Raw genomic sequence first — 26,066 nt, forward strand, 5'->3', positions numbered from 1 at the left:
GGCGGCGGGGGCGGCGTGTCGGGTGCGGGGGGAGGGGTGGGAGGTTAGCTTGATCGGCATGGGGCGGTACGCGGACGATGTGCTGGCGGGGGACTGGCGGCGGCGGAAGGTCACGCCCGAGGTGGACGCCGAGCCGGACCTCGTGGTCGAGGACGCCGACTCCGGCTTCTGCGGGGCGGTGGTCGGCTTCGAGGCCGGCGCGGTGGTGCTGGAAGACCGGCACGGACGCCGGCGCAACTTCCCGCTGCTGCCGGCGGCGTTCCTGCTCGACGGGCGGCCGGTGACGCTGCGCCGGCCGACCCGCGCCCCGGTGCCGGCCGCCCGCCGCCGCACCGCCTCCGGCTCGATCGCCGTCGACGGCCTACGCGCCCAGGTCGCCCGGGCCAGCCGGATCTGGGTGGAGGGCATCCACGACGCCGCCCTGGTCGAGCGGATCTGGGGCGACGACCTGCGCATCGAGGGCGTGGTGGTGGAGCCGCTGGACGGCATCGACGCGCTCGACGCCGAGGTGCGCGACTTCGCCCCGGGCCCCAACCGGCGCCTCGGCGTGCTCGTCGACCACCTGGTCGCCGGCTCCAAGGAGAGCCGGATCGTCGCGAAGGTGACCTCCCCGCACGTGCTGGTCACCGGGCACCCGTACGTCGACGTGTGGCAGGCGGTCAAGCCGGCGGCGCTGGGCATCCGGGCGTGGCCGGTGGTGCCGCCGGGACGCCCGTGGAAGGAGGGCGTCTGCGCCGCGCTCGGGGTCGCCGAGCCGGCGGACATGTGGCGGCACATCCTGTCCCGGGTCGACAGCTTCGCCGACGTGGAGACCCCGCTGATCAACGCGATGGAACGCCTGATCGACTTCGTCACCGAGCCGGCCTGAGCGCGAGCGCGGTCCGGCCCGTCGGCGGCGGCCTGGTTCGTGGGCGAAGGGGTCGTACGACGCTGTCGAGCTGAGTCGTCTGTGACATCAGCGGTGCTTGTGGCCGCTGCGACGCAGACGGCCCCTGAATCGTCTGCGACATCAGCCCGACAGCGTCTCGCGTGTGGATCCTCCGCCGACGCCTGCGGGCGCCGTCAGGGCTCCTGGTCGGGGGTGCGGGTGAAGACGAAGGTGGCGATGTCGAGCGCCACCGCCCGCCCCGACCCGTCGCGCAGCACCGACAGGATCTCGCCGTTCTCGGGGCCGGAGCGACCCCGCCAGCGGTCCGGCCCCTCCGGGACGAACACGCTGACCCGCTCGCCGCGCACGTACACGACCAGCTCGCCCCTGGCCGCGTCCCAGGTGACGTCGAGCGACGCCCCCATCCACCACCAGCGACCGGTCACCTCGTCGACCTCGGCGGGCGGGGGAGCGGCGGCGGGCCGCCAGGGCTGCGGGAACGCCGGTTCGGCGTCCAGGACGGTGGTGAGGATCCGTAGCGCGAGCCCGCCGATCCCGCCGGTGCGGAAGCCGTACGAGTTGGCGAAGCCGACCACGGCGGTGCGCGACGGGCGGTGCACCGCCAGGGCGGCCACGTAGCCGGGCATCGAGCCGCCGTGCCCGACGTACACCCGTTCGCCCTGCCGGTAGAGCTCCAGCCCGAGGCCGTGCCCGCCGGTCCACGAGTCGACGTCGCTGATCGACACGGGGACGCACATCTCGGCCAGCGTCTCCGCCGCCAGCACCTGCGGCGCGGGGTCGGCCAGGAAGGCCGCCCACCGGGCCAGGTCCTCGGCGGTGGACCAGAGCTGCCCGGCCGGTGCCATCGCCCCGGTGTCGGTACGCGGCTCCTCCCGCAGCGTGTCGTGCCAGGGGTGCACCACGTAACCGCGGGCGAACGGCTCGGTGGCCGCGTACGTGGTGCGGCCCATGCCGAGCGGCTCCAGCACGCGCTGGCGGAGCAGGTCGGCCCAGGGGGTGCCGGTGATCCGTTCGAGCACCCCGCCCAGCAGCCCGTACGCCAGGTTGGAGTAGTGGTAGACCCGGTGCGGGGGATAGGCGATCTTCTCGGCGCTCACCCCGGCCAGCAGCGTCGCCAGGTCTCCGACCTCGGCGCGCTCCCACCACTGCCCGTCCGGCTCGCGGCGCAGGCCGCTGGCGTGGCCGAGCAGCTGCCGCAGGGTGAGTGTGCCCACACCGGTGCCGGGCAGGTGCTTCTCCAGCGGGTCGTCCAGGGCCAGCCGGCCGGCGTCGCGCTCCTGCATGACAAGGGTGGCGGTCATGGTCTTGCTGATCGACCCGAGGCGGTACTGGAGGTCGGCGTCGGGGCGCGGGTGCTCGCCGGCGGTGGCGAGGTGGGTCAGCGCGCCGTCCCGCACCACGCCGATCAGCAGCGACGGCGTACGGCCGGCGGACTGCGCCCCGGCGACGAGGGCATCGACCTGGCGGGTGGTCTCGGGCAACAGGGACACGGGCTCTCCTCGGGGGATTCCGGTGCCGTCGGGGTGGGCCGCCGGCGTGCCGCCGAGCTTACTGATCTTCGCGGGTGGGCTCCACGTGCTTTGACGTGTCACGATCGGGGGGTGGACGCCGTGTTCTGGATCGTGCTGGGTGTCGTTCTGGCGGTCGCTGAGATCTTCACGACGACGCTATTTCTGATCATGTTCGCGGTCGGGGCCCTGGCCGCCGCGGGAGCGGCGGCGCTCGGCGCCCCGGTCGAGGTGCAGGCGATCGTCTTCGCCGGCGTGTCGGCGCTGACGGTGCTGGGCGTGCGGCCGACGCTGCGCAGGCACCGCCGCTCGGCGCTGGAGAGCGGCGAGCAGCCCTTTGGCGTGGAGGCGATCGAGGGCAGCACGGCGCTCGTGCTGGAGCAGGTCGACGCCGGGCAGGGCATGGTGAAGATCGACGGCGAGCTGTGGCAGGCCCGCTCCTACGACGCGAGCCAGCACTTCGCCCCGGGCGACCGGGTGCAGGTGATCCAGGTGCGGGGTGCGACCGCCCTGGTGTGGCGGGACGACGTTTCTCCTTCCGGGGAGCTACCCGAAGCGAAAAGGTGAGTACATGGAACTTGTGATCCCGGTCCTACTGATCGCCATCGCTCTGATCGGGGTGATCACCCTGGCCAAGGCGGTACGGATCGTGCCGCAGCAGCGTCAGGACGTGGTCGAGCGGCTCGGCAAGTACAAGCGCACCCTCAACCCGGGGCTGAACATCCTGGTCCCGTTCGTCGACGCGGTGCGTACCAAGGTCGACATGCGTGAGCAGGTGGTCAGCTTCCCGCCGCAGCCGGTGATCACCTCCGACAACCTGGTCGTCTCGATCGACACGGTCCTCTACTTCAAGGTCGTCGACTCGGTCCGGGCCACCTACGAGATCTCGAACTTCCTCCAGGCCATCGAGCAGCTCACCGTCACCACGCTGCGTAACGTGATCGGCTCGCTGGACCTGGAGCGGGCGCTGACCAGCCGCGACCAGATCAACCGTCACCTGTCGGGCGTGCTGGACGAGACCACCGGCCGGTGGGGCATCAAGGTCACCCGGGTGGAGCTCAAGGCAATCGAGCCGCCGGCGAGCATCCGCGACTCGATGGAGAAGCAGATGCGCGCCGAGCGGGACCGCCGGGCCGCGATCCTGAACGCCGAGGGGCACAAGCAGTCGCAGATCCTCACGGCCGAGGGTGAGAAGCAGTCCGCGGTGCTGCGCGCCGACGGTGACCGGCAGGCCCGCATCCTCCAGGCCGAGGGTCAGGCGAAGGCGATCAAGACGGTGTTCGACGCGATCCACCAGGCGAATCCGAGCCAGAAGGTGCTCGCCTACCAGTACCTCCAGGCCCTGCCGCAGATCGCCAACGGCACCGCGAACAAGGTCTGGATCGTGCCGGCCGAGCTGACCAAGGCGCTGGAGGGCATGGGCGGCGCGCTGGGCGGGCTGAGCCGGATGGTCGGCGACGAGCCGGCGCCGGAGGCGGCCGGTAGCGCGAGCGAGGTGGAGCGCGAGGCGGCCGAGGCCGCGCAGGCCGCGGCGGCCGCCGCGCAGCAGATCCACGACGAGGTACGCGTCGCCGAGGCGCAGGCCACCGGAGGCAGGCCGCAGGGTCTGCCGGCACCGGAGCCGGTCTCCCCGACGAGCCTGCTGAACGACCCGGCTGACCAGCGCCAACGGGGCTGACCGGCTCCGGGCGCGATCGCCCGGAAATGCGAGAACCACTCACGGGGCGCTCCGTCGCCTGCCACCATCGGTCCTAGGACGGGCGGTGAGCAGGCATCGGGGCGCCCCGGCGCGTCCCGCACCGCTCGTCGGACGAGCGAGGTGACGCATGAAGGATCCGGCGAAGCGGGTACGGTCCTCGGCCCCGGTGCCCGGTGCGCACGATCCCACCGGGCCGCTCGGCAGCCGGCGTACCGGCGGGGGGTTCGGGGTGCTGCCCTTCGTCGAGCCGACGCCGGTCGGGCCGGCCACGAACGCCACCTGGGCCTGGTCGCTGCGCCGGCTCGCCCGGGGCGCGGTGTGGCTGCTCCCCGCGTACGCCATCCTCTACGCCGTCGTGGCGATAGGCAGCGACGGCGGGGTGGGCAACGACCCGTACCCGGCTGACGGCCGCCCGCTCTACCTGGTGGGCTGGGTGGCGGCGGTGTGGCTCGGGCTGCTCGCCCTGCTGGCGCTGACCGGCCTGCTGGCGGCGACCCGCAGTCGCCGGGCGGCCGTCGCCGGCCTGCTCGTCTCCATCGCCGGCACGGTGCTCATGCTCCCCTTCGCGGGGCTGGCGGAGCAGACCCCCGTCTTCGGCACCACCGCGCGCATGCTCGTGCTCGTCGGCGCCACCTGCTACAGCCTGGGCTGGCTGCTGACCGGCTGGTCGGTTGCCCGGTCCGGCACGTTCAGCATCGGCGACGGCGCCATGCTGATGATCGCCGCCCCGCTGCTGGGCGTCGGCGGCGCGCTGATCGGCTCGTTGCAGACCTTCGGCGCGATCTTCGTGCTGGTCGCCGGCATCGGCATCGGCTACCGCTCCGGCCGCCTGGTGCCCCGGGACATCGCCCGCGACGCCGCCAGCGCGAGCCTCGCCACCGCCGCCGCCCCGGCCACTCCCGGCCCGAACGGCCCCCTGCCCACCTGACCCGTCGCACCGGCCCCGGCGGCCGCGCGGAGCCGTGCGGGCGTCGCCGGATCCGGGCGGACGCCACCGGAAGTCGGGCGGTCATCGCCGGGGCGGGTGGTGGCCACGGGGTTCGCGGTGGCCGAGGGGGCGCTGGGATGGGAAGTTGCTGGTCACGGGCGGTGAAATTGCTGACAACCGGGCCGCGGGGGTGGTCGGTTGGCCCGTTACGTGGCAATCCTGGGGACCATGGCCCCACCCCGCCCGCCGCTGTCGCGGCTGTTCACCGTGCTGCTCGCCGGCGTGCTCGCCGGCCTCGTCCTGGCGGTCGCCGCGCTGCCGGGAAACCTGCTGCTCGGGTTCGCCGCCAAGGCCGCGGTCGGGTCGTACGCGGGGCTGCCAGAGGCCCTGCGCACCCCGGCCACCCCGCAACGGTCCTACCTCTACGCCAACGACGGCAAAACGCTGATCACGACGTTCTACGACGTCAACCGCACCGACGTGCCGCTCGACGAGATCGCACCGGTGATGCGGCAGGCGATCGTGGCGGCCGAGGACCGGCGCTTCTACGACCACGGCGGCGCCGACCTGCGCGGGCTGCTGCGGGCCGTGGTGTCGAACGTCTCCGGCGGCGGCCAGCAGGGCGGCTCCACGCTGACCATGCAGTACGTCCGCAACGTGCTCAAGACCGACCCCGGGCGCACCGCCGAGGAGCGCGCCGCGGCCACCGAGCAGACTGTCGGGCGCAAGATCCAGGAGATCCGGTACGCCTCGGCGCTGGAGCAGCGCCTGAGCAAGGACGAGATCCTCAACCGCTACCTGAACATCGCGTACTTCGGCTCCGGGGCGTACGGCATTGCGGCGGCCAGCCAGCGCTACTTCGCCAAGTCCCCGGCGGAACTGACCCTCGGCGAGGCGGCCCTGCTCGCCGGCCTGGTGCAGTCGCCGGAGGCGTACAGCCCGATCGACGGCGACGCGGAAGCCGCGCTGGAGCGGCGCGGCTACGTGCTGGACTCGATGGTCTCCACCGGCGCGATCAGCGCAGAGGAAGCCGCGCGGGCCAGGACCGAGAAGCTGACGCTGCGCCCCACGGCCCAGCCCAACGGCTGCACCGCTGTGGCCGAGGGCCACGACGACTGGGGCTTCTTCTGCGACTACCTGCGGCAGTGGTGGCTCGCGCAGCCGGCGTTCGGCGCGACCGCCGAGGAGCGCGAGCAGGCCCTGCGCCGCGGCGGCTACACCGTGGTGACCTCGCTGGACCCGGAGATCCAGGCCACCGCGCAGAAGCAGGCCACCAGCGTCTACTCCTACGACAACAAGCGCGCCCTGCCGATCGCCGCCGTCGAACCGGGCACCGGCCGGGTGCTGGCGATGGCGGTCAACCGGCACTACAGCCTCGACGCGAACCCGGACGGGCAGGCCAACCGCCCCAACACCGTCAACCCGCTGATCTCCGGCGGCGACAGCGTGGCCGGCTACCAGGCCGGCTCGACGTTCAAGCTCTTCACCATGCTCGCCGCGCTGGAGGCCGGCAAGCCGCTGTCCACCGGCTTCGACGCGCCCAGCCGGCTGCCCACCCGGTACGCCGCCGAGGGCGAGGGCAGCTGCGACGGCCGGTGGTGCCCGGCCAACGCCAACCCGGAGTGGATGGACGGCTACCGGATGATGTGGGACGGCTTCGGCCGCTCGGTGAACACGTACTTCGTCTGGCTGGCCGAGCAGGTCGGGCAGGAGAAGGTGGTCGAGATGGCGAAGCGCCTCGGCATCACCTTCCGGGCCGACGCCGACGCCACGTTCGCCGAGAACGACGCCGCCGACTGGGGCTCGTTCACCCTGGGCGTCACCGCCACCACCCCGCTCGACCTGGCCAACGCGTACGCCACGGTGGCCGCCGAGGGCACGTACTGCGCGCCGCTGCCGGTGGTCTCGGTGACCGCCGCCGACGGCGAGAAGGTGCCGGTCGGCGACCCGTCCTGCCGCCGGGTGCTCGACGCCGACGTGGCCCGGGCCGCCACCGACGCCGCCCGCTGCCCGGTCGGCCAGCAGTCCTCGCTCGCGCAGTGCAACGGGGGCACGGCCACCTCGGTGAACCGGATCCTCGACGGCCGGCCGGTGGCCGGCAAGACCGGCAGTTCGGAGAAGAACGCCACCGAGACCTTCGTCGGCTTCACCCCGCAGGTGGCGGTCGCGGGCATCGCCGCCAACCCGGACGACCCGACCGACTCGGTGGGGGCCGCCGTGCAGGCGCGGGTGATCGACGCGGTCGCCCGGGTCATCGGCACCGCCGTCGACGGTGAGCCGGAGAAGAAGTTCGCCGCCCCCAGCCGCGAGCTGGTCGGCGCCCCGCGCCGGCCGGTGGAGCGCCCGCCGGTCGAGCAGCGCCGCCCGTCCGAGGAGCGGCGGCCGTCGCCCCAGGACGATCAGCGCCTGTCCGACCTGCGCCGCTGGCTCCAGGGCCGCGGCTGACGACCGCGCCTGCTGATCCGTCCGTCCCCGGAGGTACGGCCGCGCGCGAGATCGTCGTTGCCCGCCCCCGCACTACTGCGTCAGCGGGGGACGCCGACGGGGGAGGGCGGCCCGCACCACCCGGTCGAGGACGCCGCTGACCTCGGCCGGGTCGCCGTCCGCGTCGATGACGGTGAACGAGCCGAACTCCGGCAGCCCCCGGTAGCCGGTGTCCAGGGCCCGCAGGTGAGTCAACTCCTCGGTGTCGATGCCCCGGGCCAGCACCCGTTGTTGCGCCCGTTCGGGCGAGACCGCCAGGAAGCAGACCAGCTCCGGTCGGGGGAAGATCGCGTACGCCAGCCGGACCAACCGCCCTCCCTGGTCGCCGCGGGCCCACATCACCACGTACTGGCACCAGGACCAGCGGTCCATGACCGCCGTCCTGCCGGTCAGCCGGGCGGCCAGCACCGCCCGGGCGATGGCGAGCCAGCGTACGGTCGCCTCGATGGTCACGTAGCCGGTGCGGCCGAACAGGTGCGGCCCGTCGCGGCGGCCCAGCGCCTGCGCGAGCCGGTTCCAGAGGGGCCGGCCGCCGGCGTTCTCGAAGTAGCTGGCCGGCACCCCGGCCGCCCTCAGCCGGGCGGCCAGCGCCTTTGCCTGGGTGGTCTTTCCGGCCCCGTCGACACCGATCAGAGCAATGATCATCGGACGGCGCATGAGCGGCACGGTAGCCGCCCCGGACTAGCCCCAGGAAAAATCTTGAGAAGGTGGTGCCGGGCTGTCGGATCCGGCGGGGCCGTTCCGACCACCTGGCGGAGGCGCCCACGAGGGGGCGTCAGGGGTCAGGAGGAGCAGCGCCATGCGGAAGATCGTCTACGGGGTGCACCAGTCGCTCGACGGGTTCATCGAGGGCCCGAACGGCGAGTTCGACTGGCCGGAGATGGGCCCGGAGCTGTCCGCGTTCTCGCTGGAGCAGTGCGACCGGGCCGGCGCGTTCGTCTACGGCCGCCGAGTCTGGGAGTTCATGGCCGCCTACTGGCCGCAGGCGGAGTCGATCTCCGACCACCCGCACGACCTGGCGTTCGTGCCGATCTGGCGGCGGACGCCGAAGGTGGTGCTCTCGCGCACGCTCACCGAGGCCGATCACGGCGCCCGGGTGGTCGGCGGCGGGGACCTCGCCAGGGAGGTGACCGCGCTCAAGGAGCAGCCGGGCGGTGACCTGCTGCTCAACGGTGGCGCCGAGGCCGCCGCCGCGCTGACCGACCTCGGCCTGATCGACGAGTACCAGATCTTCGTGCATCCGGTGGTGCTGGGCGGCGGCAAGCCGGTCTTCGCCGCCACCGAGCGGATGAAGTTCCGCCTGGCGGAGTCGCGGACCTTCGACGGCAGGTCCGTGCTGCTGCGGTACCACCGGGCCGGCTGACGCCGGGCCGCGCTGGGCCCGTCCGGGCGCACCGCGCCGTCCGGTCAGCCCCGGCGGCGGCACGGCCTCCCCGGTCAGCCTCGGCGGCGGGCCTCCCGGTCAGCCCGGCGGCGTTGGGTCTCCCGGTCAGCCCCGGCCGCGCCCCGGCCTGAGGGTGGCGACCGCCGTGGGCAGGCCCCGCCGGATGATGCCCGCCCAGTCGGTGTCGCCGCGCAGCACGGCCGCGGCGGTGTTGCGGGCCTGCTCGGCGGTGAAGTGCGGCGGCAGCATCAGCTCGGCCGGGTCGACCAACGCGTTGACGACCACGGGCCGGTCCGCGCCCAACGCCCGCTCCCAGACCCCCGGCACCTGCTCCGGCGCGTCGACCAGCTCGCCGTGCAGGCCCAGTACCTCCGCCCACCGGTGGTAGCCGATGTCGGGCAGCTGCTGGCTGTCCGGGAACATCGGCGTGCCCTCGCTGGAGCGCTGCTCCCAGCTGACGAAGGCGAGATCCCGGTTGTTGAGCACGAGCACCACGAAGCGGGGGTCCGACCAGCTCCGCCAGTACTTGGCCACCGTGATCAGCTCGTTGACCCCGTTCATCTGCATCGCGCCGTCGCCGATCAGGGCCACCAGCGGACGGTCCGGGTGGGCGAACTTGGCGGCCAGCGCGTACGGCATCGCGCCGCCCATCGAGAGCAGGGTGCCGGAGAGGCTGGCCAGCATGCCGGGGCGGACCTGGAGATGCCGGGCGTACCAGGCGGTCGTGGTGCCGCAGTCGACCGAGATCATCACGTCGTCGGGGAGCCGGTCGCTGAGGGTGGCGAAGAGCAGCTGCGGGTTGACCGGGTCGGCGGCCTGCCCGGCCAGTTCCCGCTGCGTGCGGCGCCAGGCGGTGGTGGCCTTGCCGATCGTCGCCCGCCAGCGGGTCGGTCCCGGGCCGGGGCCGAGCTCGCGCAGCAGGGCCCGCAGGGTGGGGGCGGCGTCCCCGGTCAGGTTCACCTCGGTCGGGTACCGCAGCCCCAACTGGGTGCCGTCCCGGTCAATTTGCACCGCCCGGGCCTGCTCCTGCGGCGGGTAGAACTCCGAGTACGGCATGTTGCTGCCCACGATCAGCAGCCGGTCGCACTCGTTCATCAGCTGCCAACTGGGCCGGGTGCCGAGCAGGCCGATCGCGCCGGTCACCCACGGCTCCCGGTGGTCGACCGCGGCGAACCCGAGCAGCGCCGCCGCCACCCCCGCGCCGAGCCGATCAGCGACCGCGCGGACCTCGTCCACCGCGCCGAGCGCGCCCTGCCCGACCAGCATGGCGACCCGCTCGCCGCCGCCCAGCACCTCGGCGGCCCGGCGCAGGTCCGCCTCCGGCGGCACCGTCGGGCCACTGCTGGGCACGTCGCTGGTGCGGTAGTAGCCGTGCGCGTGCGGTGGCTCCGGCACGGCCGGCGCGTCCTGGATGTCGGACGGCAGCACCAGCGCGGTGACCGTACGCCGGGCCAGCGCCGTGCGGCAGGCCCGGTCGACCAGGTGGCGGACCTGGCTGGGGTGGTCGAGCTGGGCCAGGAAGGCGGCGGCGACGTCCTTGTAGAGGGCGAGCAGGTCCACCTCCTGGTAGTAGCCGCCGCCCTCGGCGGTGAGCGCGGTGTGGCCGACCAGGGCGACCACCGGCTGGTGGTCCAGCTTGGCGTCGTACAGGCCGTTGAGCAGGTGGATCGCGCCGGGGCCGCTGGTCACCAGCGCGCAGCCGAGCGGCCCGCCGCCGTACTTGACGTGCGCCGACGCCGCGAAGCCGGCGGTCTCCTCGTGGCGGACCTGGACGAACTGAGCCCGGTCCCGGGTGCGTTGCAGCGCCGAGGTCAGGCCGTTGATGCCGTCGCCGGGATAGCCGAAGTAGCGGCGGACGCCCCAGCCGGCCAACCGGTGCACGATGTGGTCCGCGACGGTGGCGTCGCGGGGCAGCGGACCCAGGTCGACGCGCCATCCGTCCGGCTGGTCGATGCGGGCCGGCCCCGGCGTGCCCATGGGACGTGCGTTCACCTGACTGTCCTTCCGTCGCTCCGCCGCTCCGGCCCGCCATTCCCGTCTTTCCCGGGACAAAACGCCACGGGGTGCGCTGGTGTCGGGTGGCCCGGGGCGGCTGCGGCGCGTCCGGCAGAATCGGCGGGTGCCCATCCACCCGATCACCGACCCCGACGACGACCGGATCGCCGACTACCGCGCGCTGACCGACGTCGAGCTGCGTACCCGCTGGGAACCGCCGCACGGCCTGTTCATCGCCGAGGGCGAGCTGGTGCTGCGCCGGGCGCTGCGCGCCGGCTATCCGGCCCGGTCGTACCTGGTGGACGCCAAGCGGGTCGACCAGCTCGCCGACCTGGACACCGGCGACGCCCCCGTCTACGCCGCCACGCAGGACGTGCTGCAACGGGCCACGGGGTTCCACGTGCACCGGGGCGTGCTGGCGTCGTTCCGGCGCAAGCCGCTGCCGCCCGCCGCCGAGGTGCTGGCCGCCGCGCGGCGGGTGGTGATCCTGGAGGACGTGAACAACCACACGAACCTGGGGGCCATCTTCCGGGCGGTGGCCGCGCTGGGCGTGGACGCCGTGCTGCTCTCGCCGACCTGCGCCGACCCGCTCTACCGGCGTAGCGTCCGGGTCAGCATGGGCGAGGTCTTCGCAATCCCGTACGCGAAGCTGGAGCCCTGGCCGGACGCGCTCGGCGACGTCCGCGCGGCCGGCTTCACGGTGCTGGCGATGACCCCGGCGCCGGACGCGGTGCCGATCCAGCGGCTCGACGCGGCGCAGCGGGCCCGCGCCGCGCTGCTCATGGGGGCCGAGGGCGCCGGCCTGACCCGGGCGGCGATGGACGGCAGCGACGTCCGGGTGGTGATCCCGATGCGCCGCGGCGTCGACTCGCTCAACGTCGCCGCCGCCACCGCCGTGGCCTGCTGGGAGTTGGGCCGCGACGACCCGGCCTAGTGCTCCGCTTCAGCCGCGGGGGGCGTTCGTGCCCCGGTCACGAGCGGGGCGGCGACAGGTGCGGGCCGCGATAGGGCAGGGTGGCGCTGTAGACCACGTTGGTGGTGGTGCTGCCGAACCCGGCGAGATCGTCGACGACCTGTTCGAGGTGCGCCATCGACGTCGCGGCCACCTTCAGCACGTAACAGTCGTCTCCCGTGGTGCGCAGGCACTCCAGAATCTCCGACCGTCGCTCCAGCAGCTGGCGCAGCGGTTCGTGCCGGCTGCCGGGGTACTTCAGCCGGACCACCGCGAGCACGGCGAAGCCCGCCTTGGCTAGGTCGACCTCGGCGCGGTAGCCGCTGATCACACCGGTCGCCTCCAGCCGCCTCACCCGTTCGCTGGTGGCCGACGCGCTCAGCTTGACCCGGCGGCTGAGCTCGGTGATCGGCAGCCGGCCGTCGCCCTGCAACTCGATCAGGATGGACCAATCGACAGCGTCAAGATTCTCGGCCATCGGGCCATCTTGCCGGTGGATCCACGGCAAAAGCCAGCAAAGGCAGGGAACGCGATGTTCACACACGGAACCCACCCCGGCTAGCGTGGAACCCGTGCAAATTGGCGTCAACGTACCGAACTTTGCCCCGGGCACCGACCCCGAAATGCTGCGACGGTGGGCGCAGACGGTCGAGGGCCTCGGCTTCGACCTGCTGATGGTCTCCGATCACATCGTGGTGACCCCGGACGTGGCCGAGCAGTATCCGGCGCCGTTCTACGAGCCGTTCACCACGCTGTCCTGGCTGGCCGGGGTGACCCGCCGGGTCCGGCTGGGCACCACGGTGCTCATCGTCCCGTACCGGCACCCGCTGCTCACCGCCCGGATGGCGGCGAACCTCAACCGGCTCAGCGGCGGCCGGCTCGTCCTCGGCGTCGGCGTCGGCTGGGCCCGGCAGGAGTTCGAGGCGCTCGGCGTGCCGTTCCGGCGGCGCGGCGCGCTGACCGATGAGTACCTGCACGTCATGCGCGACGCCTGGCGGAACACCGACGACTACGATACGACCCCGATCCCGATCTGGGTCGGCGGCAACAGCGACGCCGGCATTCGTCGCGCGGTACTGCTCGGTGACGCCTGGCACCCGCTGCGGGTCACGCCCGGATGGCTGGCGGACGCAGCGGGGCGGCTGAAGGCCACCGCCGACGAACTGGGCCGGCCGGTGCCCGCGTTGATGCCACGCATCGGACTCCGGGAGACCCGAGAAGTGGTCACCGCCCCGGACCGGCTCGCCGGTGTCGGCACCATCGAGCAGATCATCGCTGACATCGACCAGATCCGTCTGCTCGGGGCGGAAACGGTGGTGCTCGACCCGTTCAACGGCGACCTGACCGAGATCCGCCAGCCCGAACGCGCCTGGCAGACCCTTGCGGCCGTGGCCGCGTACCACAGATCCCAGGAGGACCGATGACCCCTGACGACGAGAGATTTCTCCGCCGTGCGGTGGAACTCGCCAGCGAGGCCGGGGCATCCGGCGAACGGCCGTTCGGCTCGTTGCTGGTCGGTGCGGACGGCACCGTCCTGATCGAGGACCACAACACCGTGGTCTCCGACTCGGACATCACCGCCCACCCGGAACTGAAGCTGGCCCGCTGGGCCGCTCGGGAACTCGCTCCCGACGTGGCCGCCGGCACCACCATGTTCACCAGTTGCCAGCCCTGCCCGATGTGCGCGACCGCGATCGACCGGTCCGGCCTCGGCCGGGTGGTGTACGCCCTGTCCGCCGAACAGTTCGAGGAGGTCAAGCCGGTCACCCCGCCGCTGCCCCCGGTGCGGTACGAGGGGCCGGCGCTGTTCGACGAGGCGCGCCAGCCGATCGACAACTATTACTAGAGCGGGACCCTTGCGGCGGTGCGGGCGTGCGGTGGGTCCCGCTGTCGCTGGTCATGTCCCCACCCTGGGTTTGCATGGCCATGCGGCCTAGTGCATAATCTTCCTTGTGTCCAAGGTTCTCACCTCCCTGCCCATCGGCGAACGTGTCGGCATCGCCTTCTCCGGCGGCCTCGACACCTCGGTCGCGGTCGCGTGGATGCGCGACAAGGGCGCCGTTCCCTGCGCCTACACCGCCGACATCGGCCAGTACGACGAGCCGGACATCGCCTCGGTGCCCGGTCGCGCGCTCAGCTACGGCGCCGAGGTCGCCCGACTGGTCGACTGCCGCGCCGCCCTGGTCGAGGAGGGCCTGGCGGCGTTGACCTGCGGGGCCTTCCACATCCGCTCGGGCGGGCGGGCGTACTTCAACACCACCCCGCTCGGCCGGGCCGTGACCGGGACCCTGCTGGTCCGGGCGATGATCTCCGACGACGTCCAGATCTGGGGCGACGGCTCGACCTTCAAGGGCAACGACATCGAGCGGTTCTACCGCTACGGCCTGCTGGCCAACCCGCAGCTGCGCATCTACAAGCCGTGGCTCGACACCGACTTCGTCACGGAACTCGGTGGGCGCAAGGAGATGTCGGAGTGGCTGCTCGAACGCGGCCTGCCGTACCGGGACAGCACCGAGAAGGCGTACTCCACCGACGCCAACATCTGGGGCGCCACGCACGAGGCGAAGACCCTCGAGCACCTCGACACCGGCATCGAGACGGTCAACCCGATCATGGGAGTCCGGTTCTGGGACCCGTCGGTGGAGATCCCGACCGAGGACGTCACGATCGGCTTCGACCAGGGCCGCCCGGTGACGATCAACGGCAAGGAGTTCGGCAGCCCCGTCGACCTGGTGCTGGAGGCCAACGCCATCGGCGGCCGGCACGGCATGGGCATGTCGGACCAGATCGAGAACCGGATCATCGAGGCCAAGAGCCGGGGCATCTACGAGGCGCCCGGCATGGCGCTGCTGCACGCCGCGTACGAGCGGCTGGTCAACGCCATCCACAACGAGGACACCCTGGCGAACTACCACAACGAGGGCCGCCGCCTCGGTCGGCTGATGTACGAGGGGCGCTGGCTGGACCCGCAGGCGCTGATGCTGCGCGAGTCGTTGCAGCGCTGGGTGGGCACGGCGGTCACCGGCGAGGTGACGTTGCGGCTGCGCCGGGGCGAGGACTACTCGATCCTCGACACCACCGGCCCGGCGTTCAGCTACCACCCCGACAAGCTGTCGATGGAGCGTACCGAGGACTCGGCGTTCGGCCCGTCGGACCGGATCGGCCAGCTCACCATGCGCAACCTGGACATCGCCGACTCGCGGGCGAAGCTTGAGCAGTACGCGACCCTCGGCATGGTCGGCGGCGCGGCCCCGCAGCGGATGGTCGGCGCCGCGCAGGCCGCCTCGACCGGGCTGATCGGCGCGATGCCGCAGGGCGGCGCGGAGGCCATCGCCTCCCGGGGCGTCCCCTCCGCCGCCGACGAGGCCCTCGACCGCGCCGCGATGGAGTTCGGCGTCGACTGAGCGACGGCTCCTGGACACGATCGTCATGCGGCCCGGAAGTCCCTCACGTCGAGGGGCTTCCGGGCCGTGTCGCTCAGGGAACCTCGGGCCGTCTGTCGGGTCCTATCCGACCTTGAGGGCCAGCTTCCCGACATAGTGATCATTCAGGGCGCGGTGCGCATCCCCGGCTCGGGCCAACGGGAAGGCCCGGGCGACGTGGACCTCGAAGGAACTCGCCTCGATGATCGCGTTCAGCCGATCGGTGGCGGTGCGGCTCCGGTCCCCGTCGTAGTGCGACACCGTCGCACCCGGCGACGTCACCGGCGCGGGCAGGACACCGTTCGGCCAGGCGATCCGTCCCGACTTCCTGATCGCGCGCAGAGATCGTTCGGCGATCTCGCCCCCCACGGTGACCAGAGCCGCAGCGAGCCCGCCCGGTGCGAACTCGAACGCCGCGGCCAACACGTCGTCTCGACGACCGTCGACGGCGTCGTCGGCGCCCAGCCGCCGGGCCAGGGCGACACCGTCGTCCCCAGAAGCCACGGCCAACACCCGGATGCCGCTGTGTCGCGCCAGCTGCACGGCCATGTGGCCGATACCCCCGCTGGCTCCGAAGACCATGAGCGTCTCGTCCGGCCGCAGCCCGAGCAGGTCGAGACCGCTCAGTGCGGTCAGGGCGTCCCACGCCATCGCGCCGGCCTGTTCGGTCGGCAGCCGGTCGGGCACGCGAGCCACGAACTTCGCCTCGACGACGGCGTACTCGGCGTAGGAGCCACCACGCGGCACCGGCATCGTCGCGGCGTAGACCCGCTCGCCCACGCCGAACCGCGTGACGTTGCGCCCGACCGCGGCCACCGTGCCCGCCGCGTCCCAGCCGAGGACGTAGGGGAAGGTCGAGGCGACGCCGAAGACGCCGTCGTATCCCCCCTCCCGCTCGCCCGCGTCCCAGGACCCGACGCCTGCGTACTCCACCCGGACGAGGACGTCGTCGTCGCCGACCTGCGGGAGCGGTATCCGGCGCGACGAGAGTTCGTCGACTCCGCCGAACCGGTCAAGGACGACCGCGTTCATCTGCGGTGCCACGATCGCGTCGCCCGCTGTGCGCTCGGCTCTGCTCCCCATCGTCCCCCCTCGTTTACTTGAGTGCATCAAGGATCATTGGACCACAGCTATTTGAGCGAATCAAACAACTCATCTAGGCTGGGGGACATGGCGCTGCCGAACGGACCCGTGACTCCCTCGTCCGAGGCCGAAGCAGCCCTGTTCGACCTGGTCGACGTGTACGACCGCGCCTACGAGACGGCGGCAGCCGAGCTGTCGCTCAGCCCGGCGCAGGCATGTGTGCTCGGGCGACTCGATGAGCGACGGGGCATGGGCGCCCTGGCCGAGGAACTCGGCTGCGATGCCTCCAACATCACCCAGATCGTCGTGCGTCTCGAAGCGCTCGGCCTTGTGACCCGCGAACCGAACCCCCGGGACCGCCGCGCACGGCTCGTCGCGAGAACCCCCCGGGGAGACGAGATCAACCACCGGTTCGCAACGGCCTTCACCTTCGCCCGCACGGCGGTCGGACGACTCTCGCCCGACGAGCAGGACCACTTGACGGCGCTGCTGCGCAAGGCACTCGGCTGACCCGTGCCTGCGCCCTGACCCGATCGAGCAGGATTCAACGGCTTCACGCGGGCGGGCCATATCAAGCCCAGGACTCCCGGCCTCTGCAGGGCAACGGCCTCTGCGGTGGCGCGGTCAGCGGTTGATCGTCGTTCCGCGGGCCTCCAGGCGGGTCAGGACATCGGGGTCGTCGAGGTGCGCCAGCGAGACGTCCAGGGTGTGTAGCGCAGGCAGCGACTCCAGCGCCGCCGCTCCCGTGCACTTCCCGGTCAGTACCAGTTCCGACAGGGCCGGGTGGCCGGTCAGGGGGGTCAGGTCCAACGGACCTGGGCGATAGCCGTGGCCGTCCAGGTCCAGGGACCGCAGGCTGGACAGTGCGTCAATGCCCTCCAGCGACGTCACGTTGTAGTCGTCGGACTCGCCGCCGGTGTCGATGTCCAGGGTCTGCTCGATCAGCATGTAGATGTCGCTGCCGCCGTCGAACTGCAAGTCGGTGATCGCTGCAGCCTCGGCCGGCGGCACCGTGACGGCATGTAACAGCTTCAGTGACGCCTCCAGGCGCGGGCCTGGACCTGGGTAGCCGTCCTCCGGACCGTCGGGGCCGGTCGACTCGATGAGCGCCTTGAGGTCGTCGGCGGCGATCGCGTCGTCCAGCAGGGCGTCCAGGACGCCCAGGTGCAGGCCGAGGTCGGGGAAGATGATGGTCATGATCTCGACCGTATCTCGTTACCGCCTCGGCTCAGGACGCGCAGCGGGTCGTCGTTCGAGTCAGGCGGGGCTGGTGACGGTTCGGAGGCGGCCGGTGCGGTGGAAGCGGACCAACCGTCGGGTCAGGACGACGGCCATGGCCCACTGCGGCATCGCGGCGTGTGTTCGGGATGGCGCTCGTAGTCGCGAACAGTGCGCCATCAGCGGGTGGCCCACGACAGGGTGTGCTCCAAGATCCAGGGTCTGCTGCATCGAGGAACGCTCGGCGGGAGGCGCCCTCGGGCCGTGTCGGTCAGGCGCGCTTGGCGAGGCCGAGGAACGCCGTCCAGGCGGCCGGCGTGAAGGTGAGTGCCGCCCCCGCCGGGTCCTTGCTGTCGCGGACGGCGACGACGCCGGGCAGGTTGTCGGCGACCTCGACGCATTCGCCGCCACTCGACCCGCTGCGGGTGGACGTGCGCCACACGGCGTCACTGAGGTTCATGGTGCGCCTGCACTTCCTTCATCAGGTCGATGGACTGCCGGCGGGGCAGGGCCTCGGTGCGGACATTCTCCCACCGGGCCAGCAGGGCAGCCACCCCGTCCTCGTCGTCGACCACGGCCCCGCCGAGCTGATGTTCCAGGTGCCCGACCCAGCCGCCGTCGGCGGAGCGGGCCAGGGCGAACGGGCCCGACGACCCGATGTGCAGCCCGGTGCTCCTCGGGACGAGGTGGATGTGGACGTGCGGCAGCTCGGCCACCTCGATCAGCCGGCCGACCTGCTCCACCATGATCCCGCTCAGTCCCTCGGCCGTCCGGCTCAGCACCGACTCGTCCACGACCACCACGATCTGCGGCGGGTCCTCCCTGATAAGGATTTCCTGCCGGGCCAGCCGGGCGGCCAGCTTCCGCTCGACCTCGGCCTCGGAGAAGGTGTCGTTGAAGCGCAGCACGGCGCGGGCGTAGTTCTCCGTCTGGAACAGGCCGGGGACCAGAGCTGGATTGAAGTATCGGAGCTGCCTGGCGGCACGTTCGGCCTCCAGCCACGGCCGGAACCACGAGGGCTCCCGGTCCCGTTCGGCGATCCGCAGCAGCGCCACGAGCAGGTCACCGGAGCGGAGCACCTCATCCGCGCGGGCCAGGAACGCCCGGTCGAGCGGGCGGGTGCCCGTCTCCACGGCGGACACCATCGACGCCGAATAGTGCACCATACGGCCGAACTCCTCCTGGCTGAGGTTGGCGCTCATCCGCATCCGCCGCAGCTGGGTGCGAATCAGGTCGGCGGTCGGCTCCTCCACAGTTCCTCCACACAGGTCGCCTGAGTTCCACTCGGGATCCTGGCCCGGCGTACCGCTGTCGAAGCGCGGCCACGACCGGGCCGAATGCCTTCCGACGGTAGTCGCGCGCTCACCAGACTGTCACGCAGGCGGACCCGCTCGGCGCCCGGAGGGCTCGGGCGGGTCCGCCCCGGCCGTCCGCTTCCGGGCGGCCCGTCCCTGCCGACGGAGGTCGACGTGTGTGTTTCCAGGGGCCGACGGCGAACGCCTCTCGTGGCGGCGCACGTAGCCGGTTCGCCCGACTGGCGGTGCCGGAGGTGCACGGAGCCCTGGCCCTGCCCCGAGCTGCGGGCGATGCCGGATCCCGCGTCGCGGGACCTGCTGCCGGTGATGTCGGCCCTACTCACCACCGCGATCCGCGATCTCCGGGGCCACCCGGGCGGCCCCGACCCGATCGACGTGGTACGCCGGTTCCTGTGGTGGCTGCCGTTGAACCACGACGAGGCTCGCGCCATCGCCCTGCGGATGCGCTGATGGCGTACCGGAGAATTCCGCACCTGCCAATGCGCCCGCTCTGGCGGTGCCGCAACTGCGGCGCGGAGTGGCCCTGTCCGCCAGGTCGGCTCGGCCTGCTGGCGGAGCACCGGGGCGACCGCATCGGCCTGCTGTTCCACCTGGGCGGGCTGATGGCCGAGGCCCACGCCCAGCTCACCCAGCTCAACCCCGAGCGCCCTCTCGACCTGCGGGAACGCTTCCTCGACTGGGCGCGGGCCCGGGACTGACGTGACATCACAAGGATCTGGTAAGGATCGGACTGGATGCTGTAGCGATCACCCCACTGGGCCAAGACCTGGCTGAAGTAGGCATTCGCTTAACCGACACACTCGGGCGGCATCGCAGCGGTGGCCAGCCTGCTGCGACGCGGGCCCGTCGCGATATCGTGCGCCGCCGGCCTCGAGAGGAAGCGTGGAGCATGACGACAACGCCTACGGGTGGCGCCCTTCGCGCCGCGAAGGCCAACGCACTGGTCCTGGCGGTCCTGCTTGCGGCTGGATGCACGCGGCCGACGGACACCGCTGAGTCACGGCCCGCTGCCGGCCACTCGCCCAGCAGCAGCCCCAGTGTCGTTTCGATACGACTCGACGCGCCCGAGACGCTGCTCGACGGCTGGAACGAATCGATCGACCGACGACTGCACGATATGACCAAGCAGAACATCGGCGGCTTCAAAAGGCTTCTCCAGGGTGAGCCGACCAGCGCGGTGGGTACCGCCTACGCAGCAGGGAAGGAGAAGTATTCAGCGGAGCTCGGGGTTCATCGACCCGACGACAGCCGGTTCGTGCTTGTCAGCGGGGTCTCCGGCACTGTTGTCGCACCGGAAACGACGCTCGACGCCGTGTTCGGCGCGCTGACGGCGGTCGTCGACGTGAAGCCGGTCGCGCCGGGACCGCTGGGCGGCATAGCACGCTGCGGCACCAGCAAGAACGCCGGCGTCCGCGTCGAAGTCTGCGGGTGGGCCTCCCCGCACGTCATTGGCGTGATTCACTTCGGAGGCTTCAAGCCGGCCGACAATCCGAGCAAGATGTTTACGCAGGTGCGCGCACAGGTCGAGCACCCGGCATCGTGACCCGTAGCTGACACGGCCGACCGACTGACCCCTGCGGCGGCCCAGGTAGGCTGTTCGGCTTCCGCGATAACGCCCAACTTCCGACCGGGTCTCGGCAGCGGTTGTCGCGCCGGTTGTACGCACTTGGCGGCACGAACCCGGGACGGGGCGGCTGCCCGTGCGGGATCTATGTCACGGACGGTAGCGTGTCGCCCGTGTTCCCTACCGTCCGTGAGGTCCTCGCGCTGGACCCGGTCCGCCACGGCGCTCCGCGCCTGGTCGCCGGGGACGCCGGTCTCGACCGCCCGGTGCGCTGGGTGCACGTGACCGAGGTGCCCGACATCGCCCCGCTGCTCGGCGGTGGCGAGCTGGTGCTCACCACCGGGATCGGGTTGCCCGCCGACGACGCCGGGCTGCGCGCCTTCATCGGCGACCTGGCCGACGTGGGCGTCTCCGGCCTGGTCGTCGAGCTGGGCCGCCGGTACGTCAGCGCGGTGCCCCGGGTGATGGCCGCCGCCGCCGAGCGGCGCGGGCTGCCCCTGGTCGAGCTGCGGCGGGCCACCCCGTTCGTCCGGATCACCGAGGCCGTGCATGCGCTGATCGTGGACGCCCAGTTGACCGAGCTGCGGGCGACGGAGGAGATCCATCAGCGTTTCACGGAGCTGTCGGTGGAGGGCGCCGGCCCCGGCGAGGTGGTGCGGCAGGCCGCCGACCTCTCCGGCTGCCCGGTGGTGCTGGAGAACCTCTCCCGGCAGGTGCTCGCGTACGACCCGGCGGGGGAGAGCGCCGAGCTGCTGCTGGACTGCTGGGAGCAGCACTCGCGGCGGATCCGGCCGGCGGGGCGCACCGCGTACGACGGCGACAACGGGTGGCTGGTGACCACGGTGGGCGCCCGGGGGCAGGACTGGGGGCGGCTGCTGCTGCGCTGGCCCGGCGGGGGCGACCTGGCGGCGGGCCGGCGCGTGTTCGACCCCGCCGAGGAGGGCGGTGCGCCCGTCGGCGTCGCCGCGCCGCCCGTGGTCCCGCCCACCCGGCTGACCATCCTCGTTGAGCGGGCCGCCTCGACGCTGGCCCTGGGCCGGCTCATCCGGCGCGACGCCGAGGGCCTGGAGCGGCAGATCCACCGTACGCTGCTCACCGCCCTGCTTGACCACTCGCTGCCGGTGGACGAGGTCGCCCTGCGGGCCCGGGCGCTCGGCGTGCTGCTGGAGCGCCGGCACCTGGTCGGGGTGGTGGTCCGGCACCGGGCCGACGACCCGGCGGGGGAGGGCGGCCCGGCCCCGGACCAGGGGCAGCCGGGCGGTCCGGAGGCCGGTCCTGCTCGGCTGCGTGATCTCGCCGAGGCGGTCGGGCAGGCGTTGCACGAGGCGAAGCTGACCGGGCTTTCCAGCGCCATCGACGACCATGCCGTCGGCGTGCTGCTCGCCCTGCCGGAGCCGGCGGCCGAGGAGCGGTCGCTGGCCGCGTTCGCCACCGCGCTGCACCGCACCCGCCCGGACGCCCCCGCCCGCTCGGACGGCCATGCCCGCCCGGACTCGCTCGTTCGCCCGGAGGGTCATCCTCGCCCGGGCGGCTCGGCTCGTCCCGACGGCCAGGCCCGCCCGGGCGGCCCCGTCCGTGGTGACGGACCGGCCCGGTCCCACGGGCGGACGAACGGCGTGGCCCGGCCGGCAGGCGGCGGACTGCTCGTCGCGGCCGGTTCTGGCGTGCCCAGCCTGCGGGAGGCGCGCCGGTCGCTGGTCGAGGCCCGGCAGATCGCCGACGCCGCCCGGCGGGACCGGCGGGACCTGCCGGTCTTCCGGCTGCCGCACGTCGGGCTGGCGGGGCTGCTGCACCTGCTGCGCGACGAGCCCCGGTTGCAGACCTTCGTCGAGCGGGAACTTGGCGCACTGCTGACCCACGACGCGCAGCACCCGCGGGAACAGCTGCTGGGCACCCTGCGGGCGTACCTGGAGCAGGGCCGCAACAAGTCGGCGGCGGCCGGGGCGGCACACCTGTCCCGACCGGCCTTCTACGAGCGCCTGGCCCGGATCCGCCGCGTCCTGGACGTGGACCTCGACTCGGTCGAGGCCTGCCTCTCCCTGCACGTGGCCCTGCTGGCCTTGGACGCCATCCGCACCCACCCCGCATCACCCCGCTGACCCCGCGTCGCCCCGCTGACCCCTGGTCACCCCGTTGATCATGAAGCTGTTGCCGCGACACGCCGAGGCGAAGCGCAACAACTTCATGATCAACGGGGAGAGGGCGGGGGAGGGGAGAGGGCGGGGGAGGGGAGAGGGCGGGGGTGGGGAGAGGGCGGGGAGGGGGAGGGGGCGGGGGCGGGGGTCAGGTGAGGGCGGTGAGGGCCTTGGCGTAGGGCGGGGGGATGTGGTTCGGGCCGCCCGGGGTGAAGACGTCCGAGGTGGCCGCCGTCGACCAGGCCGTGGCCGGGACCGCGTCGACCAGGGCGCGGACTACCGGGGCGTCGCGCCACTGGTCCTGCTCGGCCAGCAGGCTCAGGGCCACCACCGACTCCTCCACCTCGCCGACGCACTCGAACGGCTTGTGCCCGTCCACGCCCAGCAGCTCCCGGTAGCCGGGGATCTGCGACTCGTCGGCGAGCAGGTCGCCGCCGAAGATGCGGGTGACCCGCTCGCGGGACATGAACGGCGCCATGGCCAGGAAGACGAACCGGCACTTCGGGCAGTCCCGGCACCAGCGCTCGCTGGCGTCGCGCAGCTTGAACGCGGCGTTGCAGCTCGTCACCACGTCGTCGTAGCGGTCGATCTCGGCGAACGACCGGGCGATGTGCAGCTCCGACAGCGAGCGAAGCAGCGAGAAGTACGGCTCGGTGAGCCCGGCGTGCGAGGCCAGCGCGGCCCGGAGCAGCCCCTCCGCCTCCACACCCTTGGACCACTGGTGGTTGATCTCGTGGCCGTTCCAGACCAGGTTCGGGTCCGACGCCGAGCGCTCGTTGGACATCACCACCGGGCCCAGGCCGTGCAGCACCGCCGTGGCGACGGCGATCAGCGAGTTGATCGCGGTGACCGGGATGTGGCCGTTGAGCGCCCCGGCGGCGTTCAGCTCGAACAGCACCGGGTCGATGCGCCGCCGGGCGGCCAGCGGGGCCAGCCCGGACGCCTCGTTCACCGCGACGATCACGTGGTTCGGGTTGACCGAGAAGGGCACCGGGTCGAAGCCCGCCCGGCGCAGGGCCTCCAGGCTGACGATGGAGTCCTTGCCGCCGCCGACCGCCGAGAGCGGACGCCGGTCGGAGTCGTCGTACTCCCGGGCCGGGGAGACCGTGCCGGGCGGCACCTCCGGGCGCAGTTCGAGCACGTGCGGCAGCTGGTTGCGGTACGCGTACTCCGCGAGGCCCTTGGTGTAGACGGCGGTGACCAGCTCGGCGGCGGCCGTGCCTAGCGGCGCCGGCAGCACCAGGCGGGGCGGCGCGGCGGCCTTGTAGTAGCTGACGCCGGCGACCACGTGCAGCAGTTCCAGCACCCGGCCCAGGGTCGCCACGGTCTCGTCCGAGGGCGGCGCGTCCGGCAGGGGAAGGGTGACCACCTCGGTGAACCGCTGCTCGCCGTCGGGGCCGGTGAGGGCGTAGTCGAACAACACCTCCCCGGTGGAGAGGTCGATCGAGTAGGACGGGAAGGTGAAGGCGTCCATCCGCCGGAGCTGCTCGTTGGGCACACGCCATACTAGGCCCTGGTTCGTCCGGCCGTGTCCGGCTGCGCCGGACCCCGCCCCTGCCACGCCCGACAACACCCCCTGAGGAGAGCCCGTGCGCCTGTCTGACCTGCGCGGACGTACCGTCGCCGTCTGGGGGGCCGGCCGGGAGGGCCGGGCCGCGGTGACCGCGATCGCCGCGCACGGCCCGGCCGACCTGGTCGCCGTCGACGACAGCGCCAACTTCCTCAGCCTGCCCTGGGAGGGGCCGCTGGCCGAGGCCGCGCCGCTGGTCACCGGCGAGGAGGGCTTCGCCCGGCTGGCCGCCGCCGACGTGGTGGTCCGCTCGCCCGGCGTGCCGCAGACCCACCCGTGGCTGGTGGAGCTGCGCCGACGCGGGGTGACCGTCACCCAGGGCACCGCCCTGTGGATGGCCGACCACGCCGCCCGCACGATCGGCGTCACCGGCAGCAAGGGCAAGAGCACCACCTCCAGCCTGATCAGCCACCTGCTCGCCGCCGTCGACCGGCCGAACGTCTTCGGCGGCAACATCGGCGTGCCGACGCTGGACCTGCCGGAGGCGGAGCTGTACGTGCTCGAGCTGTCCAGCTACCAGTGCAGCGACCTGACCGACTCGCCCCGGGTCGCGGTCGTCACCGCGCTCTTCCCCGAGCACCTCGACGCGCACGGCGGCGAGGCCGAGTACTACCGGGACAAGCTCAACCTGCTGGCGCACGGGCCACGGACCGTGGTGGTCAACGGCGCCGACCCGAGGCTCGCCCTCGAACTGGGCGACCGCGCGGCGGTGCGCGCCGGCCTGCCGGACACCGCCCACGTGGCCGGCGGCGCCGACGGTACGCCCTGGTTCCACCTCGGCGACCGGCCGCTCTTCCCGCGCGCGGTGCTGCCGCTGGTCGGCCGGCACAACGAGGGCAACCTCTGTGTGGCGCTCGCCGTGCTCGACGCGCTCGGCGTCGACGTGGTGGAACGCCGGGACACGCTGGCCGTGGCGGTCGCCGAGTTCCAGGGGCTGGCCCACCGCCTCACCGAGATCGCCGACCCGTCCGGTCTGACGTTCGTCGACGACACCCTCGCCACCAGCCCGTACGCGGCCATGCACGCGATCGACGCGTACGAGGGGCGGCCGTTGACGGTGATCGTCGGCGGCACCGACCGGGGCCTGGACTACGCGCCGCTGCGCGAGCACCTCGCGGAGCGCGAGCTCACCGTGCTCGGCATCCCCGACAGCGGCGCCCGGATCGTCGAGGCGCTTGCCGGCCTGCCGAAGGTGCGTACCGAGGTGGTCGACGACCTGGTCGACGCCGTCCGGCTGGCCCGCGAGGTGACCCCGGCCGACGGGGTGGTGCTGCTCTCCCCGGCGGCGCCGAGCTACGGGCGGTTCCGCAACTTCGAGCACCGCTCCGAGGTCTTCGCCCAGGCGGTACGCGACACCGCCGGCTGACTCAGCCCCGGTCGGCGGGCGTCGGGTGCGTCGTGCCCAGGCCCGGCAGCAGCTCGTCGTCGTCCGGGTCGTCGTCCGCGTCGTCGTCCGGGTCCCCGGTGTGTGGGGCCGGTGCTCCGGTCTGCGGGGCCGGTGTTCCGGGCGCCCCGGTGGCGCCGCCCGGTTGGCGCCGCTTGTCGGGCGTCCAGGCGAAGGCGAGTGCCCCGCCGACGAGGGCCAGGAGCATCCCGACCAGGAAGCCGCCCAGGTTCGAGGTCAGCCAGGAGACCAGCCCGAGCAGCAGCGAGAGCACGGCGTAGAAGACCCGCTGCTGCGGAGTGGCGACCAGCAGCACCCCGCAGAGCACCAGGACGGCCGGCACCAGGTACGCGGCCAGCCCCTGCGGCCCGACGTGCAGCAGCACCCCGAGCGGCGCGCGCAGGGTCACGAGCATCTCCGTGCCGCCGAGCGCGATCAGCACCCCGGCGGTGAACGGGCGGCCCCGCCGCCAGCGGCGCCAGCGCCCGCCGGGTCGGCGGGCGGCTGGCACCGGGTGGTGTCCCGCGGCGGTCAC

Annotated in this window: 26 protein-coding genes; 16 read left to right on the forward strand and 10 right to left on the reverse strand. The window is 72.8% G+C overall.

Going from position 1 to position 26,066, the window contains the following annotated elements; all coding sequences use genetic code 11:
* Positions 1 to 58: 58 nt before the first annotated feature.
* Complete coding sequence (locus ABZ573_RS26360) at positions 59 to 868, forward strand: DUF3097 domain-containing protein (protein ID WP_358121670.1); 810 nt, start codon at positions 59 to 61, stop codon at positions 866 to 868.
* Between the two features lie 194 nt (positions 869 to 1,062).
* Here ABZ573_RS26360 and ABZ573_RS26365 read toward each other — a convergent pair whose 3' ends face one another.
* Complete coding sequence (locus ABZ573_RS26365) at positions 1,063 to 2,379, reverse strand: serine hydrolase domain-containing protein (RefSeq protein ID WP_151457519.1); 1,317 nt, start codon at positions 2,377 to 2,379, stop codon at positions 1,063 to 1,065.
* Positions 2,380 to 2,490: 111 nt separating this feature from the next.
* Between ABZ573_RS26365 and ABZ573_RS26370 the strand changes: the two genes are divergently transcribed.
* From ABZ573_RS26370 to ABZ573_RS26385, 4 genes are all read left to right on the forward strand, one after another.
* Positions 2,491 to 2,964 (forward strand): NfeD family protein, encoded by a 474-nt coding sequence (locus tag ABZ573_RS26370; RefSeq protein WP_151457518.1) that lies wholly within the window; start codon positions 2,491 to 2,493, stop codon positions 2,962 to 2,964.
* Between the two features lie 4 nt (positions 2,965 to 2,968).
* Positions 2,969 to 4,075: an SPFH domain-containing protein gene (locus tag ABZ573_RS26375; protein ID WP_358121672.1), complete on the forward strand. Its 1,107-nt coding sequence runs from the start codon at positions 2,969 to 2,971 to the stop codon at positions 4,073 to 4,075.
* A gap of 148 nt (positions 4,076 to 4,223) precedes the next feature.
* Complete coding sequence (locus tag ABZ573_RS26380; protein ID WP_358121674.1) at positions 4,224 to 5,024, forward strand: hypothetical protein; 801 nt, start codon at positions 4,224 to 4,226, stop codon at positions 5,022 to 5,024.
* A 228-nt stretch (positions 5,025 to 5,252) separates the two neighbouring features.
* The gene (locus ABZ573_RS26385) at positions 5,253 to 7,469 is read left to right on the forward strand and encodes a transglycosylase domain-containing protein (protein ID WP_358121676.1); all 2,217 of its coding nucleotides are present in this window, start codon (positions 5,253 to 5,255) and stop codon (positions 7,467 to 7,469) included.
* Between the two features lie 72 nt (positions 7,470 to 7,541).
* Here ABZ573_RS26385 and ABZ573_RS26390 read toward each other — a convergent pair whose 3' ends face one another.
* Entirely contained in the window at positions 7,542 to 8,165 is a 624-nt protein-coding gene (locus ABZ573_RS26390; RefSeq protein ID WP_358121678.1) for a thymidylate kinase, read from the reverse strand.
* Positions 8,166 to 8,307: 142 nt separating this feature from the next.
* Between ABZ573_RS26390 and ABZ573_RS26395 the strand changes: the two genes are divergently transcribed.
* Entirely contained in the window at positions 8,308 to 8,871 is a 564-nt protein-coding gene (locus ABZ573_RS26395; RefSeq protein WP_358121680.1) for a dihydrofolate reductase family protein, read from the forward strand.
* 126 nt (positions 8,872 to 8,997) lie between these two features.
* On the opposite strand, the gene ABZ573_RS26400 is transcribed toward ABZ573_RS26395, so the two are convergent.
* Entirely contained in the window at positions 8,998 to 10,869 is a 1,872-nt protein-coding gene (locus tag ABZ573_RS26400) for a thiamine pyrophosphate-requiring protein (RefSeq protein ID WP_358121741.1), read from the reverse strand.
* A 91-nt stretch (positions 10,870 to 10,960) separates the two neighbouring features.
* Between ABZ573_RS26400 and ABZ573_RS26405 the strand changes: the two genes are divergently transcribed.
* Complete coding sequence (locus tag ABZ573_RS26405) at positions 10,961 to 11,821, forward strand: RNA methyltransferase (RefSeq protein WP_358121743.1); 861 nt, start codon at positions 10,961 to 10,963, stop codon at positions 11,819 to 11,821.
* A gap of 37 nt (positions 11,822 to 11,858) precedes the next feature.
* Here the strand turns inward: ABZ573_RS26405 and ABZ573_RS26410 are convergent, their stop codons facing one another.
* Positions 11,859 to 12,317 (reverse strand): Lrp/AsnC family transcriptional regulator, encoded by a 459-nt coding sequence (locus ABZ573_RS26410; RefSeq protein WP_358121682.1) that lies wholly within the window; start codon positions 12,315 to 12,317, stop codon positions 11,859 to 11,861.
* A gap of 145 nt (positions 12,318 to 12,462) precedes the next feature.
* On the opposite strand from ABZ573_RS26410, the gene ABZ573_RS26415 reads away from it, so the two are divergent.
* From ABZ573_RS26415 to argG, 3 genes are all read left to right on the forward strand, one after another.
* A complete protein-coding gene (locus ABZ573_RS26415; protein ID WP_358121684.1) occupies positions 12,463 to 13,263 on the forward strand; it encodes an LLM class flavin-dependent oxidoreductase in 801 nt (266 codons plus the stop codon).
* Positions 13,260 to 13,685, forward strand: coding sequence for a nucleoside deaminase (locus ABZ573_RS26420; protein ID WP_151455753.1), 426 nt, complete (start codon positions 13,260 to 13,262; stop codon positions 13,683 to 13,685). The genes ABZ573_RS26415 and ABZ573_RS26420 overlap by 4 nt, the downstream gene beginning before the upstream one ends.
* Positions 13,686 to 13,791: 106 nt before the next feature.
* On the forward strand, positions 13,792 to 15,243 hold the full coding sequence (argG, locus tag ABZ573_RS26425) for an argininosuccinate synthase (protein WP_132238770.1): 1,452 nt from the start codon (positions 13,792 to 13,794) through the stop codon (positions 15,241 to 15,243).
* A 102-nt stretch (positions 15,244 to 15,345) separates the two neighbouring features.
* Here the strand turns inward: argG and ABZ573_RS26430 are convergent, their stop codons facing one another.
* The gene (locus tag ABZ573_RS26430) at positions 15,346 to 16,344 is read right to left on the reverse strand and encodes an NADP-dependent oxidoreductase (protein ID WP_151455754.1); all 999 of its coding nucleotides are present in this window, start codon (positions 16,342 to 16,344) and stop codon (positions 15,346 to 15,348) included.
* 87 nt (positions 16,345 to 16,431) lie between these two features.
* On the opposite strand from ABZ573_RS26430, the gene ABZ573_RS26435 reads away from it, so the two are divergent.
* Positions 16,432 to 16,854, forward strand: coding sequence for a MarR family transcriptional regulator (locus ABZ573_RS26435; protein ID WP_151455755.1), 423 nt, complete (start codon positions 16,432 to 16,434; stop codon positions 16,852 to 16,854).
* A 114-nt stretch (positions 16,855 to 16,968) separates the two neighbouring features.
* On the opposite strand, the gene ABZ573_RS26440 is transcribed toward ABZ573_RS26435, so the two are convergent.
* From ABZ573_RS26440 to ABZ573_RS26450, 3 genes are all read right to left on the reverse strand, one after another.
* Positions 16,969 to 17,541: a hypothetical protein gene (locus ABZ573_RS26440; protein WP_151455756.1), complete on the reverse strand. Its 573-nt coding sequence runs from the start codon at positions 17,539 to 17,541 to the stop codon at positions 16,969 to 16,971.
* A 292-nt stretch (positions 17,542 to 17,833) separates the two neighbouring features.
* Positions 17,834 to 18,022, reverse strand: coding sequence for a DUF397 domain-containing protein (locus ABZ573_RS26445; RefSeq protein ID WP_151455757.1), 189 nt, complete (start codon positions 18,020 to 18,022; stop codon positions 17,834 to 17,836).
* The gene (locus ABZ573_RS26450) at positions 18,009 to 18,815 is read right to left on the reverse strand and encodes a helix-turn-helix transcriptional regulator (protein ID WP_327029002.1); all 807 of its coding nucleotides are present in this window, start codon (positions 18,813 to 18,815) and stop codon (positions 18,009 to 18,011) included. The genes ABZ573_RS26445 and ABZ573_RS26450 overlap by 14 nt, the downstream gene beginning before the upstream one ends.
* Before the next feature lie 333 nt (positions 18,816 to 19,148).
* On the opposite strand from ABZ573_RS26450, the gene ABZ573_RS26455 reads away from it, so the two are divergent.
* From ABZ573_RS26455 to ABZ573_RS26470, 4 genes are all read left to right on the forward strand, one after another.
* Positions 19,149 to 19,328 carry a hypothetical protein gene (locus ABZ573_RS26455; RefSeq protein ID WP_151455758.1) on the forward strand — a complete coding sequence of 60 codons (180 nt, stop codon included), beginning with the start codon at positions 19,149 to 19,151 and terminating at the stop codon, positions 19,326 to 19,328.
* A complete protein-coding gene (locus ABZ573_RS26460; RefSeq protein ID WP_358121688.1) occupies positions 19,328 to 19,576 on the forward strand; it encodes a flavin reductase in 249 nt (82 codons plus the stop codon). Before ABZ573_RS26455 ends, ABZ573_RS26460 begins: the two co-directional genes overlap by 1 nt.
* 191 nt (positions 19,577 to 19,767) lie before the next feature.
* Positions 19,768 to 20,421, forward strand: a complete 654-nt coding sequence (locus ABZ573_RS26465) for a hypothetical protein (protein ID WP_151455760.1) — start codon at positions 19,768 to 19,770, stop codon at positions 20,419 to 20,421.
* Between the two features lie 185 nt (positions 20,422 to 20,606).
* On the forward strand, positions 20,607 to 22,541 hold the full coding sequence (locus ABZ573_RS26470) for a PucR family transcriptional regulator ligand-binding domain-containing protein (RefSeq protein ID WP_358121690.1): 1,935 nt from the start codon (positions 20,607 to 20,609) through the stop codon (positions 22,539 to 22,541).
* A 184-nt stretch (positions 22,542 to 22,725) separates the two neighbouring features.
* On the opposite strand, the gene ABZ573_RS26475 is transcribed toward ABZ573_RS26470, so the two are convergent.
* On the reverse strand, positions 22,726 to 24,075 hold the full coding sequence (locus tag ABZ573_RS26475; RefSeq protein ID WP_358121692.1) for a hypothetical protein: 1,350 nt from the start codon (positions 24,073 to 24,075) through the stop codon (positions 22,726 to 22,728).
* A 91-nt stretch (positions 24,076 to 24,166) separates the two neighbouring features.
* On the opposite strand from ABZ573_RS26475, the gene murD reads away from it, so the two are divergent.
* Positions 24,167 to 25,513 (forward strand): UDP-N-acetylmuramoyl-L-alanine--D-glutamate ligase, encoded by a 1,347-nt coding sequence (murD, locus tag ABZ573_RS26480; protein ID WP_327028999.1) that lies wholly within the window; start codon positions 24,167 to 24,169, stop codon positions 25,511 to 25,513.
* A gap of 1 nt (position 25,514) precedes the next feature.
* Here the strand turns inward: murD and ABZ573_RS26485 are convergent, their stop codons facing one another.
* Positions 25,515 to 26,066, reverse strand: coding sequence for a DUF6114 domain-containing protein (locus ABZ573_RS26485; protein ID WP_358121695.1), 552 nt, complete (start codon positions 26,064 to 26,066; stop codon positions 25,515 to 25,517).

It is taken from the genome of Micromonospora sp. NPDC007220 (assembly GCF_040634035.1).
Taxonomy (GTDB): domain Bacteria; phylum Actinomycetota; class Actinomycetes; order Mycobacteriales; family Micromonosporaceae; genus Micromonospora; species Micromonospora reichwaldensis.